We start from the raw sequence: 17,627 nt of genomic DNA on the forward strand, positions 1-17,627 counted from the left end.
CTATTTGTTATTCGTTATTCGTTATTTGTTATTCGAGATTAGCGTCTTTCTAACAGCGTAAACTCGCTAGGCTTCTTCAATACAGATGGCGATATCTTTAACTTCATAAATCCGTAGGCCATCTTTACTCAAGTTGGCATCGCCCATAATGATGCGTTTGCCATTGTCGTCTGTCACGCTGGTAATGTGCACATCCAGCGACATCTGCTTGTTTAATGGGTTAATTTGGCCGCGATACTTCCATTTGATATCCGATAATATCTGGCCGAATTTTGGATTCTTAAAGCCCGCACCAAGGTCTTGGTCAATCGCATAGGTTTGCATCAGCTCGATAATGGCTTCAACCCCTAATGAGCCTGGCATTACCGGATCTTGATGGAAGTGGAATTGGAAGAACCAATCACTCGGGTCAATGGTGCGCTCGGCGTATAAATAGCCAAGGCCCGCTTTACCGCCGGTCTTCACGATGTCGGCTTTGTCGATAAAGTTAAGCTGACCGCCCGCTAAACGGTAATGCGGCTGACCTTCTGGCGCGTTAAAGCTGCGATGCTGTTTATCTAACAGATTGATTTGGCTATCGGCGGCTATACCATTTTGCACATGCCAAGGCTGAGTGATCTTGCCGTTGTCTATGCCAAGTTGGTTTTTCAGCGCATCGCCCTTGAAGTAACCAAATACCGCTTTACCTTGGTAGAAAGGCTCGCCATCGCAGCTTAACTCGAAGCTGAAATTTTGGATGATGTTGCTGCCGGCAATCACAGTCGATAACAGACGTGAGTCGTTCACTATGGTTTTGCCGCGTAAATCCACATGGCGCAGTAACTTACCGTTGCCGTCTAAGTTACGGAAGAACAGCTCTTGGCCGGGGAAGCCCAAGGTGGTGCCCATATAGCCCGAGATAAAACCGTTTGGCTGCAGTGATATTTCCATTAGCACTGAATAGGGCATCACAGCGTGATGGCTGTTTTTATCGTAATACCAAGCGTTTACTGGCACTTCGTATTCAGCGATGCAAGATGAGGGCTTTTTCAGCTCGCCGCGTTTGCCGTCAATCGCAATGACGCGGGTGGTGAGCTGCAAGTCACCGCAAGGCGTGCGCGGTGGAATTAGGCCGCGATAGATACTGAAATCGGGGCCGAAGCAGTTTTCGATATCGCCCGTGGCAAATTCGAACATGTGATACGGCGTGAACGGCAGGGTATCGGGCACGCGGTTAGCATACTTTGAACCCGCAGGCGCAATCGGCGCAGGTACATGCTTAAGCGGCACTACGCCTTTATTGGTTGGCGCAGTTAAATCTGGCAGCTGCGCCATCAGCGGCGCGGCTAACGATGCGGGTGTTGTCGAAACAAGCGGCGCAGCCGAAACAGCATTTTTAGCTACATTTCTAGTCGTATTGTTAGCTGTGCTGTTGGCATTATCCGCGAGGTAGCGGGTGCATTCGGCTTCTTCTTTGATCATCACCCCAAGGTTTTGGAAATCCACGACCACTTTGCCATTGAGCAAAATATCGATATTCGCCTTAGCATACGGGCGCGGGCTCATACCGATTTCGGTGATTTCCATGCGATAGGTGAGCAGGCCAGATTGTGGCAACACTTGACCGCGACAGCGCACTTTTTGTGATGCGTTTTCGAGCGGTTGGAAACGACCGTTTTTGACGCCACCTTCTTCTGTGCTGGCGTGCATCCCAATATGCAGCATAAAGAATTGCAGTAATTGACCACAGCCTTCGGCCATTAACGATCCCGCCATCACTTGGTCGCCCTTGAAATGACACGGGAAATACCAATGATCAGCTTCGAGCTGCTTATGACCTTGAACTGAACCTAAGCCCCACGCGCCGCCATGCACCTCAAGATTGCTGACTTGTTCAATCATCAGGAATTTTTCAGAGGCAAAACACAGTGACGGCTGCAACCCATATTGGGCTTGATGCGCCGCATGGGCGCCGCCAAAACAGCCACCGATATCGGCGCCGAGCAGTTTATGGATTTGGCTGTAATCAAATTGGCTTTGCGCGCAGTTAAGTAACGGATTAAAGCGCGGTTTATTCGGATTATTCAAGGCGAGGTTGCGCGCTTTGATTTCAGCTTCGGTGTGAATAACACCTTTGCCGTCGGCTAGCTCTTTATCGGTGAAGAAGCCGGCACAGCCGCCATCCATTTTAAGGATCAGCTTGTCGCCCACAAAACATTCGTAGGAGAAGAAGAACAACAAGGTATCGCCATTGCGGGCAAAGTGATTGATGGAAATGTCGTAGCGCAGGGTGTCGCCACCGCGCGGTAAGTCGCCAAGGAAGGTCAGGGTGCAATCGAGCAGGCGATAAACGCGCTCGCCTTTATTTTCAAAATCGATACCTAAGTAGCTGATCAGCATTAAGTCGCATTGACCCGATTCAACCGCCACGGCCCAAGGGATTTGGCCATCGACCAAATACGGCGCGTCCACAGGAATGTCGTATTCTGTGGTCATAGTGCAAGGCTGATATTGGTTCATCTGGGCGTTTAATTTCGTTACCCGAGATACCAGTAAATAGTCTGTGGTTGGCAGGCGTACACGGCGCGAATAGCTGTCGATAATGGCATAATCTGGGCCAAATACTTTAGCAATATCACCTTCGGCGTACTCGACTAAATCCGCATAATCCCAAATGCAAGGCTTGCTTATCGGTGTTGGCGGCGTGTACTCAGGCACTTTTGCATGATTGGGATAAAGCACAGGATGTGGAAGAACCGCTGTCGCAGATGCCTGAACAATGGCTTGCTGTTGTACTGGTGCAACTTGGCCATTGACGGCTAACTCGCTGGCAAGCTGGGCTTTCATCAAGGCATCGGCCAGTTTCAGTCCTTCAGCGCGACTTTGCAAAAAGGCTAAATGCGCCTCACGGACGAGTTGCTGATTGCTTAAAAATGCCGCGTCTTTTAGCTCTGCTTGAGCGGCGTTTTTATTGGGCGTGCTTAGGGCATTCATTGGCATGCTGCTTAATGTCTCTTTTTGTTGAGCCGTGGTTGGGCTGCTTGTTGCAAAGCTATTCGTGTCTTTGCTCGCTATTTGGGCCAAATGTTTGCGTTGGCTGCGCGCTGGCAGTGCTGTCATGGCTCGGGCTTTTTGTTGTATAGCATCGAGGCCTGCGAGCGGCGTATCCAGGATATGCTGATAGATATCGCGGCCACCGAGCGTTACTTGTTTTATTAAGTGTTTTTGCTCAGAAAGCGTTAAGTCTTGTTCAAGCCTTTGCTGCAAACTGTGCGCTTGCGTGGCACTTTGACTGAGCAATAACTGCGAGCATTTACCTTGGCTAAAAGTAGCAACGAGTGCGTGCTGCTGAGCTTGAGAAGAATGCTTGTTAAGTTGCGCTTGATTTTTAAGCTGCACCTGATTTTTAAGCTGAAGCAGCGCGCTCAAAATACTCGCCATACCCGCAGCGGCAAAGTTGTGGCCTAGGGTATCAGCAGCTTGGCTGCGCTGGTTCACACTCGGCAGCAGGGTATTGAGTACCAACTCTGAATCGTCAAGTTGCTCAACCGCAATACTGGTTTCAATCAAGCTAATCTGGCTGCTATTCACCTTGGCTTGGGTTAGCAAGTCATCGCAAATGCGCGCTGTGTTGCTATTACCTTGTATGTCACAAATCGCGCCAAATACTTGGCCGCTGATGTGACCATAACTGTTGCCATAGCTGCTATTGGTATTAGCATTGTCAGCGGCATTACTTGGCTGGGCTGCACTTGATTGCGCTGTTAGCACTAACGCGCCAGCACCTTCACCGACTTTCCAGCCTGCGTCAGTGGCAGTAAATGCCACTGGCGATACGGCGTTTTTAAGGATCACTTGCTCTAAACTGCCACTTAAATCGACGGCGGCGATCACTACGGCATCTAAGGATTCTTGGGACAACAGATTTTCGGCCACATCGATACAGCGGGCGACCGATTGCTCCGCCGCCGAAATGGTAAAGGCAGGGCCGTTAAAGTCCCAAAGGGATGCGATACGTGACGCCATGATGTTGCCAATAAAACTGGTGTATTGGTTCAGTTTGGCGGCATCGAGCACACTGTCCATGGCGATCTTTTCAAGGGCGAGATACTCAGCTTGTGTGAGTGTTATCCCTTGTTTTTTAAGACTGTCTGCCAGTTGGGTGTGTAGATTTACGCGGCCACGGAACTGGTGTAATTCGAGTTCAGTTTCCATCGCCACTAATACGGCCACCTTGCCACCGGGTTTTAGATTGGCATCACGGATCGCTTCATCGGCCACTTTGATCAGCAGCAGTTGCTGGGAGATCAGGCGGTCATCCTCATTGGGCGGCACTTTAAAGCGCAGGAAGTCAAAATCGAACTGGTCGATATATGCGCCTTGCGGTACAGAAGGCAAGCCAAAGTTAGCTAAGATCTCAGGATGTTTATCTAAGCCTTTCCAACGTTTAGCGGGCAGCGGGATAAAGGCATGTTGCCGAGCATGAATCGTGTTATCCAGTGCATTTATGGAGGATAAAGGCCCGAAGTGTGATGCTAAGCCAATGATATTTAATGGTGTATGTTGGTAGCTTACTTGGGCTGTACTCTGCTGATGTTTGCTACTGGTATTTGCCGGTACATAGGATTCCAGCAATAAATGCGCGTTACAGCCGCCAAAACCAAACACAGAAACACCTGCGTGGCGGCGGTCATTACCGACTTTATCGGGCCAAGCATGCAGTTCTGTTGGCAGATTTTTAGCGCTAAACAAACCCTTAGGCGAGGATATCGGCGCTGATAAGTTAATACTTGGCGGCAGTCGACCCGAGCGCATGGCAAAAATCATCTTCATGATCCCCGGCATGCCCGCGGCTGTGAGTAAATGGCCTAAGTTGGATTTTGCCGAACCGATCAGCGGCACAGCAGAGCCAGCGAGTCTGTCCTCAAAAAAGCGTTCCATCGAAGCGAGTTCGACCTTATCCCCAAGCGGCGTGCCTGTGGCATGGCATTCAATCACTTCGATATTGGCAGGCAGTGTGTTTGCGGCACTATAGGCGCGCTCGAAGGCTTGCACTTGGCCCTTGCTGTTGGGGCTTAATACAAACTGGCCTTTACCGTCGTTCGACAAACCAATGCCGCTAACGACGGCATAGATGTTATCGCCATCGCGCTCGGCATCTTCTAAGCGTTTTAAGACTAACACCCCAGCGCCTTCTCCGGCGAATAAGCCCTTGCTATTGCTATCAAAGGGCGCCGAAATACCGTGATCTGGATAGGCGTGGAAAATCGAGAATCCCATGTTGATAAAGAAGGGATCGGCGCCCGATACTGCGCCCGCAAGCATCATATCTGCCTTGCCTGTTGTTAGGTAATCGCAGGCGAGTTTGAGCGCATAAACCGAACTGGCGCAGGCGGCGTCCAGACTCAACTGAGTGCCACCCAAACCGAGCGCATCGCTGACCAGCTTTGAGGCTGTGTGGGCAACCGCGCCATTGGCGACGTTTAATGCTTGGTTATTGGCATTGAGAGCGTTAACTGAGTTGCCAAAATCAGCCAGCTGAAATGCGCTTTGGTTAAGTTTGTTTTGTAGCGCCTTTTCAACGGTTTGATGATACAGAGGCAAAAATAATTCGTTGGAGCGGGCCGTGGGGAACGACAAGGTTCCCATTACGATACCTGTGCGCGCCAGTACGGCATCGCTTGGTGCAATCCCTGCGTCTTGAAGGGCTTTACGACTGCAATCGAGTGCCCATAAAAAGCTTTCATCTAAACCGTCAAAGGCAGACTCAGGCAGTTGATAGCCCTTGGCATCAAACTGGAAGTGTTGGATATAGCCGCCTTTATCACAGTAAAAACGGTCAGATTGCCCCTGCACACCTTGGTAATCGGCGGGATTGGCATTGAGCTTCTCGCGGCTGATTTGGGTGCGTGAGTCTTTTTTATCCAGCAGATTTTGCCAGAAAGTTTGAGGATTGTCGGCGTCAGGATACTGAGTCGCAAGACCGACAATCGCAATTTTTGACGCACTTTTTGATGCGCGGTTTGACGCAATGGTAGGCACGTTAGTTTTATCAATCGTAGGGGAATGCTGAGAACTCACAGGGGTTCTCCTTTTGGTGATACAGCTGATGATAAAGGGGCTGCATTAGCACTTAATGGCTGAATAAGCGGCGCGAGCGAAAGCGGTACTCTGTGGCTTATCAGCTGAGCTAAACACTTGAGTAAGCTGGTAATCACATCAGCACCCTTGGCATTGCAGGCTATGGCTACTGTAGTTGCGTTCTTGGTGCTTTGGCCTGCATGGGCATGGCTGATTTTATCTATGAGTGTGCTGGTTTGCCTATCGGCGCCCACTTCGACAAATAGCCTTGCGCCTTGCTCTGTGGCATTTTGAATGAGCGCACTAAAGTCGAGTGGCGAACAAAAGGTATCGGCAATCGCGCGGCCAATGCTGTGACTATCCACGGTTACTGGCGCAGTTTGCGCTGCGCTAATAAAGCGAATAGGCGAGCCATGTGCTGCCGCTTCCAGCGCCTTAGGTTTCAGTGCCTCAGGTTTCACTGCTTGAGTATAGAAATCTTGTACTTGCCCATGGACTAACAGGGCTGGCGCGGTATGCATTGCCGTGACCCGATTGGCGGCAATCCCACGCTTACCTAACTTTGCAAGTAGGGCTTTACAGCTTGTTTCGCAGCCGGCAATAACGCAAGTATCACCTTGAATGATGGCTAAGTAGGCGCGAGGGAACTCTGGCAGTAATGCTTTGATTTCCTTGCTATCGGCGCGCACCACAAAGCTATTCCACACTATGGATTCATTATCCTTAAGCTGCCATGCTCGGCGCACTGCGGTTAGCTCGCCAGAAATGGCATGGTTGAAAATATCGCTATTTTCGGTGGCGTTGATCATCCCGTGGGGCGTTTGCCACACATCTAGGCTGGCCCACATGGCTGCTTCGCCCATTGAGTAACCGAGCGCCATTTTAGGCTTAATATTAAAGACTTGGGTTAAAAGCTTAGTGAATAGATAACTGGCGCCCACGCCACTAATCGCTTGTTGGCTTAAGCTCATGCCAGCTGCGGTTTTAACATCTGCCGCATAAATCTGCGATGATTGCAGCATGGCGCTTAAATCGCCTTCACGTTCTAGCTGGTGATACAGCGCGGGGAAATACTCATGCAAGTTATTGAACATATTGGCGTAAACAGTGCCAACGCCGGGATATACAAAGGTCAGCCCCGCATCCCCTAGCGGCTTCGCGGTAAAACAGCTACCCGCTGGCGTCTTAAAGTGTTGACCATGATGACGCACTGCATCATTTTCAAGCGCCGAAAGCATAGCTTTGGCTTCAAGTTTGAGGTCATCAATCGATGCTGCCATCAAGACTAATGCCAGTGGTGCGTTGGCATCATAGCGTTCAAAGCAAGGTTTGAGTTGCTCAGCGCGAAAGTCAGCGTGCAAGCCAGCGCCATTTTCCACTGTGTTAACTAGCTGCAATACTTGCGCGATGAGTGAATCAATATTGTCACCACTTATCGGCACAAATAGTCTGTTTTCATCAACAAGGGCTTTGGGTGCGGTAAGTTGTGTGCCTTGGGTCAGCACAATACTTTGGTTTAGATGTCGAGACTCATCCGTTTGATTTGACGTTTTTGCGACAAGATTTAGGCACAACACCCGCGCTTGATGTTGGTCGCTAAACCAATAGCCCGCTTGATGATTTGTGTCGTTTGCCTCTTTAATATCAGTTGCGCCATGAAGCGGCGCTTGTGCTCGCGCAGCGAGGGCGGTTACGCCTTGGCGCAGCGCAACAAAGGCCCCGTTGAGAGTGTTGGCGACGAGTTGATGCTGAACGGTTTGTGCAGGGCTGCGCTTTGCCGCTACTAACGCCGCATTTGCAACAGCCGCTGCATTTGCAACACCTGTAGTTTGATTGCCAGCGGCAAAGCCAGCAATAAACGCGTGGGCGTGAAGACGCAGTTTGGCGGCACGTAAACCATCAAGCAAATACAGGGACTGAGCCAAAGGCTGGGGCAGATTGCCATCATTGAATTTAAGTTCAACGAGCTTGCCTTGCTCAATGGCTGTTGTTGCTTGGCCTAACAAGGCAGTGAGCGAGCTTTGCTCATACACTGACGGTTCATGCACTTTTGGTTCATGAGCTGTCGGCTCTTGTGTTGTAGATGGGGCAGCATCTAAAGCGCAAATTTGAACTCTTTCACGTTCCGCAAACGTCTCTAATACTTGGGCTGAGTGAGAGTCAAGATTGACCGCGTCGCCAAGCAACACTGCAATACGCAGTGGCTTGGCAAGCTTTTCAGTCATAGCCGTGTCTGCTATCGACGTTTCAGTTTGGCCGCTATGTATAGTTACTAAAGTGTGGGCTAAATTCACTCGACTTTTGCCTCCACGCTTTCAATGGCTTTATTAGCAACTTTATTAGCTAAGAATGCACCGTTAAGGTTTTTGCTGATGGTGACTTTGGCGTTGTTCATCTCGCAGCTTAAGCGGCCATCTTGATGATACAGAGCAATATTGGCTTCAAGGGCACGGCCTGAGTGTTTTACCACCTCGAGCACTAGATACCCTTTATCGCCAAAGGCAAACGGCGCATGGGAGATAAACTCACCAATGCTTGATGGCAAACTTGCCGCGCCATATTTGAGTCTCGCCCACACCAGCATCGCCTGTAGCAACAAATCTTCCGCAAAGGCTTGTGAGCCTTTAGGCGTGAGATTAGGCACAAAATCCCCGCAGTCTGCTAACGCAACATGGGGTAGGCTCACCTTGGCGATTAAGCTCGCATCGTCAAACTTCACCACCGACTCAATACCTTGCAGTCTTGGGCCGTGGAAAAGTGTGCCGTCGCTGTAAAGGCTGCCCGCAGTTGTGATGACAGAAAGTCCCGCCAAGCTTTGCGCGTCAAAGGCGGTTGCTTTGCTGTTAGTGGCTAAGTAATCGTTAGCCGCGTCATCAACAGCATCATCAACGACTAGGATAGCTTGATATTGCGGACGACCTTCAAAGCTGATTAAGGCACTGAATTGTCTACTCATGCACTCGTCTGTGTCTTCCGTTGCTTTATCCGTTAACGCAATCGGTACAAGTTCAAGTTCCAGCGTGATGGGGGCTGCACTTTCTAACACTCCATTTTGTAACACGGCAGTGTCGAAAATAATGCCCTTCAACAGCTTGTAGCTTTGCACTTTGACTGGTTGCTTGAGCACATCAAAGGCGGCTTCACGCATCCACTGAATCGCGCACACAGTCGGTAATACGGGATTACCGTTAATGCAGTGATCTTCAATAAAGATCATTGCCTTAGGGTCCAGTGCGCGCTGCAGTGTTAGCGGTCGCGTGAAAGCGATTGCAGCAAGTGTTGATGCCAAAGCATGCGGATCCGACGCGTCAGTGGTCAGATCCGCTTCAGGCTTTTTTAGATTGCTACCTTGAGTTGCTTGCTCGTCACTTGGAACTGTGCCTTGCATATCAGTACCGACCAGCAATTGTGCGCCTGTGTTGCTCAGTAATTGGCTAGCAAATAACTCAGCGCCTGCCTTTAGCGGGATCACATAAACACCGCGATCGATAAACATCTTTTTCAGCGCAGGATTCACCATGCCGCCGTCCCACGGACCCCAATCGAAGCTCATCACTTTGGCATTTGGCAGTTGCTGCGCCAGTTGCAGTGCGGCTTTGTTGAGTATGTCGTTGGACATGGCGTAATCGCTTTGGCCAGTATTGCCGTAAAAACCCGCCGCCGAAGAGAATAGGGCAATCAGTTTTACTTTATCTAAATCCAGTGCGGCTAGCAGATTGCTAATGCCTGTGACCTTAGTGCCATAAACCCGTGCCAACTCATCTAAGGTTTTGTCTTGGATGTGTTTATCGGCGAGTACGCCCGCACCATGGATGATGCCAGTAATAGGCGACAACTCGGTGATCGGCACTATCGTGCTGGCGATCGCATCTGGATTGTTAACATCGAGACTTAAGTACTCGGCGCTCGCGCCCACAGCGGTAAAGGCTTCTAGTGCGGCTGCAATTTCTAGGCTGCTTTGAACGGGCCATACTAAGGCATCCACTTGTTTTGGCGTGGGTTTCTCACCCAAGCTTTGAATGTGGGCAATAGCTGTGGCTTTAAGTTGACTGTTATTCTTACCCTGTGCCCAAGCGGGAATGGCTTGTTGGCTGCTTCTGCCAGCAAGGATAAAGTGCGCCTTGCTGCGTTTGGCTAAACTTAGCGCACATTCAAAGGTCACGCCTTTTGCGCCACCGGTCACCAGTATTTTATCTGCACTCGTCAAGTTTGCCGCGCTGTGGCGGGTATCAGCCTTGCCAGCAACTAAGGTTACACGCTCAAGTGCTTGGGCTGCGCCTTGGCTAACACCGACTTCCAATACGTTATCGGTTGCAAAGAGCTCAGCGATCACTGCATTGGCCAGTTGCTTGGCATCAAGTGCTGGCGCGATATCTAAGGCGCGGCAATGCACGCTTGGCCACTCGTGGCTCAAGGTTTTCGTCAGACCTGCCAATGCTGCTTGGTTTAACTCGCTGCGGGCAATTTGGCTGTGGTTGAGATAACCAAAACCACCGTCGATACGACTGACGCTGATAAAACTACTACCAGTATTGGCGGTCGCTGCTGTTGTTAAAAACGGTTGTAAGTGCTTGGCGAACAAGAACGCTTGCTCGACGGATGCCTTGGCGGCACTGGACAACACTAAACCTTTCGCATCGGCTGAGTTTTTATGTTGTGGTTGCAGATGAATAAAGCCTGCAACCGTACCTAAGCTTTTGATCTCATTAATTACGGCACCAATGCTGGCATCGTCAATCGCCGCCAATGTGAAGCTGGCAATGTGGCTATTGAGCGGTGATGCACTGGCCACAAGGCTTTCAGGCGAGCGCACAACCACAACCGTTAGACCTTGAGCATGCAATTTTTCGGCAAGTACGCCAGCATTGTGGCCATCATCGCTAATGATAATGCAGGCATCTTTAGCAAAAACGCGTGGCAGGCCTTGTTGCGCTGATTGCTTTGACGATTGCTGTGGCGATAGTTGCGCTAGCTCAGCCGCCGCTGGCAACTTTTTTAGCACCACCTCACTGTGTGGCGGTAAATCGATAGTAGGTTCAGGCTGAACGACAGCGCTAACTGGCGCGGCATTCTGGCTTACCGCGTTTTGGCCTAGCTTGCTTTGCATATAGCTAACGATTTCACCTAAGGTGCGACACTCGGCCAGATCTTCAGGATTAAGTTCAGGCAAGCCCGGTAGCTCGTCTTGCACTGTGCCTAAAATTTCAACGCGCTTGATGGAGTCGATACCTAAATCGGCTTCCATATCCATGCTGAGTTCCAGCATTTCAGTGGGGTAGCCTGTCTTGTCGGCCACCACAGCCATCATGGTTTGTTGGACAAGTGCAGCACTTAAGCCATTATTTGTTGTAGTGGTAACAGTGACTTGCGCTGCTGTTGTAGCTGAAACCGAGCCAACCGCAGGTAGTTTGCTGTTCATGTAGTCAACGATTTCGCCTAGGGTACGACACTCGGCCAGATCTTCAGGATTCAGCTCAGGTAAGCCCGGCAGTTCGTCTTGCACTGTGCCTAAGATTTCAACGCGCTTGATGGAGTCGATACCTAGATCAGCTTCCATATCCATGCTCAGTTCCAGCATTTCAGTGGGGTAGCCTGTCTTGTCGGCCACCACAGCCATCATGGTTTGTTGCACTAACGCAGCGCTTAAACCGCTGGCGGCAGGCGCGGCAGTTGTCACATGAGTTGCTACGATAACTGCGCCCGCTGCAGGCAGCTTGTCATTTTGTGTAAGCTTACTTTGCATGTAGTTAACGATTTCACCCAAGGTGCGACACTCGGCCAGATCTTCAGGATTCAGCTCAGGTAAACCTGGTAGCTCATCTTGCACTGTGCCTAGGATTTCAACGCGCTTAATTGAATCGATACCGAGATCGGCTTCCATATCCATGCTGAGCTCCAGCATTTCAGTGGGGTAGCCCGTCTTGTCGGCCACCACAGCCATCATAGTGCTCTCGATTTCAGAAGCATGCACTAACGCAGCGCTTAAACCGCTGGCTGCAGGAGTTGTTGGCGTTGTTGTAGAAACTACAACTTGGCCAGCCGCTGGCAATTTGCTGTTCATGTAGTTAACGATTTCACCCAAGGTACGGCACTCAGCCAAATCTTCTGGGCTGAGCTCAGGTAAACTCGGCAGTTCGTCTTGTACTGTGCCTAAGATTTCAACGCGCTTAATGGAATCGATACCGAGATCGGCTTCCATATCCATGCCAAGTTCCAACATTTCAGTGGGGTAACCTGTCTTATCAGCCACCACTGCCATCATAGTTTGTTGTACTAACGCAGCGCTTAAACCGTTAACGGCAGGAGCTGTTGGCGCTGTTGTAGAAGCTACAACTTGGCCAGCCGCAGGCAGTTTGCTGTTCATGTAGTCAACGATTTCACCTAAGGTACGACACTCGGCCAAATCTTCTGGGCTGAGTTCAGGTAAGCCCGGCAGTTCGTCTTGCACTGTGCCTAAGATTTCAACGCGCTTAATCGAATCGATACCTAAATCGGCTTCCATATCCATGCCAAGCTCTAGCATTTCAGTGGGGTAGCCTGTTTTATCGGCCACCACAGCCATCATGGTTTGTTGTACTAACGCAGCGCTTAAACCGCTCGTTGCTGGTGCCACAGGTGTCACTTCTGGCATCACTACAGCAGGCATGACTAATGCAGGAGCGGCAGGCGCAACTTGTACAGTCACAGCAGGTGAATAAGCAACGGGAGCGGTTTGCACAACAGGCGCAACAGGTGTGCTAACCGCGGGTTTCGTCGCAACAGCTTGAGCCGCTACTGGTGCAGCATTATGTGGCATTGTCGTTGCAGCAACAGGCGCTGGAGCAACAGGTGCAGGAGCCGGCGAAGTTGCTCGTGGCTGACTTGCAACTGCTGGAGTAAAGTTAATCGGTGCATTGTTTAACATGGCTAAGGCTGCTTGGCTGCTACTGCTTTGTAGCTGCATAAATTCGGCGTGACTTTGCAGGGTTTGCGCTTGATGCTGGTGGAACATTTCCATCGAGCGTTGCAGGCTTTCAGGGATTGCAATGCCAAGGCTTGCCATCTTGGCTTGTTCTGTCATCAGTGTCGTGAAGGTATCGCCGTATTGCTGCGGGATAGCTAAAAACTGTTGATGCAACTGCGCCGCTTGAGATTGTGCGCTGAAAAATGCCGTTAATGCATCGCCGCTGACGCTTGCTGTGCTTGGGCTTAACTGCGCCGTCGCTTGCTGCTGGTGATTGCTTAAGCCTTGCACAACGCTTGGGGATGTTTGTTTCATTTCAACAGTTGCCACTTGATTCGCTTCCACTTCTATTATTTTTTCAACAACTTTTTCGACGATGACTTCTTTCTCAACGATTTTTTCGACTTCTCTTTCGACAACCGTTTCAACAATGCGATCCACATATTGCACTTGGCTAGTCACACTGCCTGTGGCGAGGGATTTGGCCATCTTAGCTTTGGTCGCAGCACTAATATGGTTAGTGGCGGTGAGTTTGATGTTCATCGCCGATGGCGCTTCACGCTCGGCAATTTCTTGTGACGTGACGGCTTGATAGGGGTCAACCTCAGTTAACGCCACACCGGCTACCGCGAGTTGTACTGCGGCTAAGCGTAATTGACTGTCACTGTCGCCCTTAGGATTCGGGTTCATGCTGACAAGGCAAAGCTCATTTAAGTGTTCACCTAAGGTATTTTCAACTAACTTTTGCAGTATGTTCTTAGGGCCAAACTCAACAAACACACGGGCGCCAGCGTCATACATGGCCTGCAGTTGTTCGCTAAAGCGAACCGATTGCAGCATGTGTTGTTTGAATTCTGCTTTAATGGCTTTGCCATCGCTTGGGTGCAATTGACCCGTACCGTTGGCATAAAGTGCGACTGAAGGCGCGCTGAATTTAGCTTTATCAATGGCTTTGGCAAATGGCTTTTGTGCGTGTCCAACCAATGGGGTATGGAACGCGCCTGAGACAGGCAGGGCAATCGCTTTAAAGCCCAGTTCACTAATGGCTTTCGCGGCCAGCTGAGTTTGCTCTGTGCCACCTGCGATGACTAATTGCGTCGGCGCGTTGTAGTTGGCAATTTTAACGCTATCAAACTGGGCTAAACAGCTATTGATCGCATCGATATCATTCTTTTGCTTAAGAATAATCGCGAACATGGTTCCTAAATCAACTTGAGTCCCAGTATCGCTCGGCACTTGCGCCATGGCATGCCCACGGGCGAAGGCCAGTTCGACGTAATCTTCATTGGAAATCACACCTGCCGCGCAAAGGGCTGACAATTCACCAAAGCTGTGACCTGCCACCATATCGGGTGCAAAACCCGCTTGCGTTAATAGCGAATATTGCGCCATTGAAACCGCGCCTATGGCGCTTTGGGCGAACAGGGTATTGGTCAGCGCCGCTTCTTGGGCTTTAACCGCATCGGCATCGAATGCCGGAATAGGGTAAAGGATGTTCGATAACGGCGTTTGGCCGTGGTGAGCAAATACCTTATCGCTGGCCATCACTTGTTGGCGCATTTCAGGGAAATGGCAGGCGAGTTCGCGGCCCATGTTCAGGTACTGTGAACCTTGACCGGCAAACAGGGCGGCTACTTTCTTTGATTCATTTTTAGCGACCAAGGCATGGGAGCGGTAGCTGATCCCAGAAGGTAATTGCCACGCCTCGCTTGCACTGGTTTCTAGGTGCCCGCTTTCTAAATGCGCAATCGATTGATTTAACTGAGCTTGCAGCTGAGCGATATCCTTAGCCACAAAACCTAAACGGGCATCTGTGCTTGCCAGTGCGCGCAGCGGATATTGCTGAGCGATAGCATTCAGGCTCGCAGCGCTGCTCTTATTCGCGTTTGCACTCGTGTTCACGCTTTGGCTCAGCGCAGCTTTTAACTCGCTAAGCAGCGCGGCTTTATTGGCTGCGGCAAATAATAGCGTCTGCGGCACACTGCGCTGACGATATTGCTCGTCACGGCTGTGCTCAGGTTTGTATTCTTCTAATACAAGATGGAAGTTCGTGCCGCCAAAACCAAAGGAGCTTACACCTGCACGGCGCGGCGTTGCATCGGCGCGCTGGAACCATGGGCGAGTTTCGGTATTTAAATAGAATGGTGAGCTTTCGATATTTAGTTTTGGATTAGGCTTGCTAACGTTAATGGTCGCAGGCAATACCTTGTGGTGCAGCGCTAGCGCGGCTTTGATCACCCCCGCAGTGCCTGCGGTTGATTTAGTGTGGCCCACTTGGGATTTCACTGAACCTAACGCGATATGTTGATTTGTGTCATTGCCTTGGGCAAATACCGATTTTAAGCCATTGAATTCAGCCACATCACCTGCGGCAGTACCCGTGCCATGGGCTTCAACTAAGCCAATGCTGTGCGGGGCAAAACCTGCATCGTCGTAAGCGCGTTCGAGAGCTTTAGCTTGGCCCTCAGGGCGCGGCGCATAAATACTCTTAAACTTACCGTCAGATGAGGCGCCAACGCCTTTGATGACGGCATAAATTCGGTCGCCATCGCGCTCGGCATCTTCAAGGCGTTTAAGCGCGACCATGCCGATCCCTTCGCCGATCATCATGCCTTTTGAATCGATATCAAAGGGTTGAATGGTTTCGTTAGTGGTGAAGGCTGGCGTTTTTGAGAAGCTCATGTACATGGACGGCGAGTTGTCAGTACAGACACCGCCGGTTAACATCATGTCGCTGCGACCTTCGGTCAGTTCAGTTAGTGCCATACGCATAGCGGCAAGCGAGCCCGCACAGGCAGCATCGACCACACAGTTCATGCCGCCAAAATCAAACCGGTTGGCGATACGGCCTGCAATCACGTTGCCTAAGGACCCTGGGAAAGAGTTTTCTTCCCAGTGGATATATTGGTCTTGGAACTTTTTGATCAGCATTTCGCTGTCTTCATCGCTCAGGCCGCTGCTTTTGAATACTTTTTTAAGCACTGGATATTGCAGACGCGAGTTTAAGCTCTGACTGATTTTTTGACCACCGCCTACGCCTAGGGTGATGCCGATACGATCACGATCGTAATCGGTGGGCAGATTGGCGTCGGCAAGCACTTCTTTGGCGACAATCAGCGACAGCAGTTGCGAGGTATCTGTCAGCTCAAGAATATTGGGCGGCAGACCGAATTCCATTGGATTGAAGTCGACTTCTGGTAAAAAACCACCGCGTTTACAGTAGCTTTTATCGGCTTTGCTTTTGTCGGCATCGTAGTAATCTTCGGCGCGCCAATGGGTGTCTGGGATGTCAGTAATGGCATCGATTTTTTCGCTGATCAAATCCCAAAATTTATTTAAATAACGCGAGTTAGCGAAGATGCTGGCCATGCCGACGATGGCAACGGGCATATCTTTTAAACGTTTGTTGAGTCGTTTATCTTTTTTTGACTCAGTCGCAGAATTAGGTACAGAAGGGGTATGGCTCATAAAGAGTCTCCACGGGTCGACCTGGATACGGTGACCTTGTTTTGGGATCCAGCCGCGTTTGTCTTTGGCGTGCCATGGGCACCGGGAAAACGGGCTAAGAAGGTGTGATAGTTGCGAACGAGCAACTTTCGTAAATGAAACGGCCCATGTTTGAGGACATAGGCGATATATCTATTGGTCGCTTGGGTATTGCTGTCTTGATAAATATCGAGGTAAATCCAATCACTTGCTGTGTCTACGCCTAATAGTACTGAGCTTGGAGCTTGCTCAGTGAGCTGCGGCGGTATGGTGAGTGATACCACTTGCACCACAGTATTGCCGTCGGTACTCGGCAATGCGAGCGCCTTAGCCAAGGTTTCTGGATTGACCGTATAGGTTTGGATATCGCTGCCTTGCGTCACAGGCAATTGATTAAAATAGCGTTCGGGGACTTGCGGTGCTTCAAATTCATCGAGCCGCGATATGCCGTAGCGCTTTAAGCAACGGGCAAGGCCGGAGCGCGACACATTGGGGTTAATAAAGGTTTGGGTAACCTGAAGTAATCTATCTAAGGTGAGTTTGAGTTGATAGCGTAATCCCACCACCACATATTCTTCCATCGGGGTGAGCGTGGTATTGAGGTGATGGGGCGTGTTCGAACTGTTACTAATGGACTCACGCTTCCGCCATTTACGGACTGTTGCCTCAGTAATATTTAAAATTTTTGCCAACTGGCTGACGCTCAGATCCGATTGCTGGATAAAGAGTCGCATTTCAGGCGTGGTGGTGGCGTTTCTATGCCGAGGTGCGCTGTCTTTTTTCGCCGCTTGAGTTGTGCTCTTAGGGGCGTAAGACGGCGCTTTAGATTGAGAGTCGCGAGCTGCCATTAATAATAATTATCATCCGACATAATCTATTGGGACTGAGAAGCCATTTTGGCTGAGTCAGCTGTGGCACTCTTGAAGAACATAGTGACACTCATCGTAAAACCTGTGCTTCTTATCATCTGTGTCACTTAATGGGGATGCAGATTACCTGAGGTTTCGGGTCGATACAATCATCTGGGACTGGAATTTATTGGCTTTCGTTGAGTAATGGTATTTTCTGTGCGTTATGTTGGGTTTTCGTTGACCGCTTGGGCTTTTTAATACTTTGATAGTGGAAGAATTAAATTTTT

4 protein-coding genes are annotated in these 17,627 nt (G+C 50.2%); all 4 read right to left on the bottom strand.

The window, feature by feature from the left end:
- Positions 1-66 precede the first annotated feature (66 nt).
- From L5L98_RS00155 to L5L98_RS00170, 4 genes are read right to left on the bottom strand one after another with little or no spacing between them, the layout of a single operon-like run.
- Positions 67-6,060, bottom strand: coding sequence for a beta-ketoacyl synthase N-terminal-like domain-containing protein (locus L5L98_RS00155; RefSeq protein WP_263138093.1), 5,994 nt, complete (start codon positions 6,058-6,060; stop codon positions 67-69).
- Positions 6,057-8,354, bottom strand: coding sequence for a PfaB family protein (locus tag L5L98_RS00160; protein ID WP_263138094.1), 2,298 nt, complete (start codon positions 8,352-8,354; stop codon positions 6,057-6,059). Before L5L98_RS00160 ends, L5L98_RS00155 begins: the two co-directional genes overlap by 4 nt.
- A complete protein-coding gene (locus L5L98_RS00165) occupies positions 8,351-16,471 on the bottom strand; it encodes a type I polyketide synthase (RefSeq protein WP_263138095.1) in 8,121 nt (2,706 codons plus the stop codon). The genes L5L98_RS00160 and L5L98_RS00165 overlap by 4 nt, the downstream gene beginning before the upstream one ends.
- The gene (locus tag L5L98_RS00170) at positions 16,468-17,337 is read right to left on the bottom strand and encodes a transcriptional regulator (protein WP_263138096.1); all 870 of its coding nucleotides are present in this window, start codon (positions 17,335-17,337) and stop codon (positions 16,468-16,470) included. Before L5L98_RS00170 ends, L5L98_RS00165 begins: the two co-directional genes overlap by 4 nt.
- Between the last annotated feature and the right edge of the window lie 290 nt (positions 17,338-17,627).

This window comes from Shewanella sp. SM23, from assembly GCF_025654295.1.
Lineage (GTDB): Bacteria > Pseudomonadota > Gammaproteobacteria > Enterobacterales > Shewanellaceae > Shewanella > Shewanella oncorhynchi.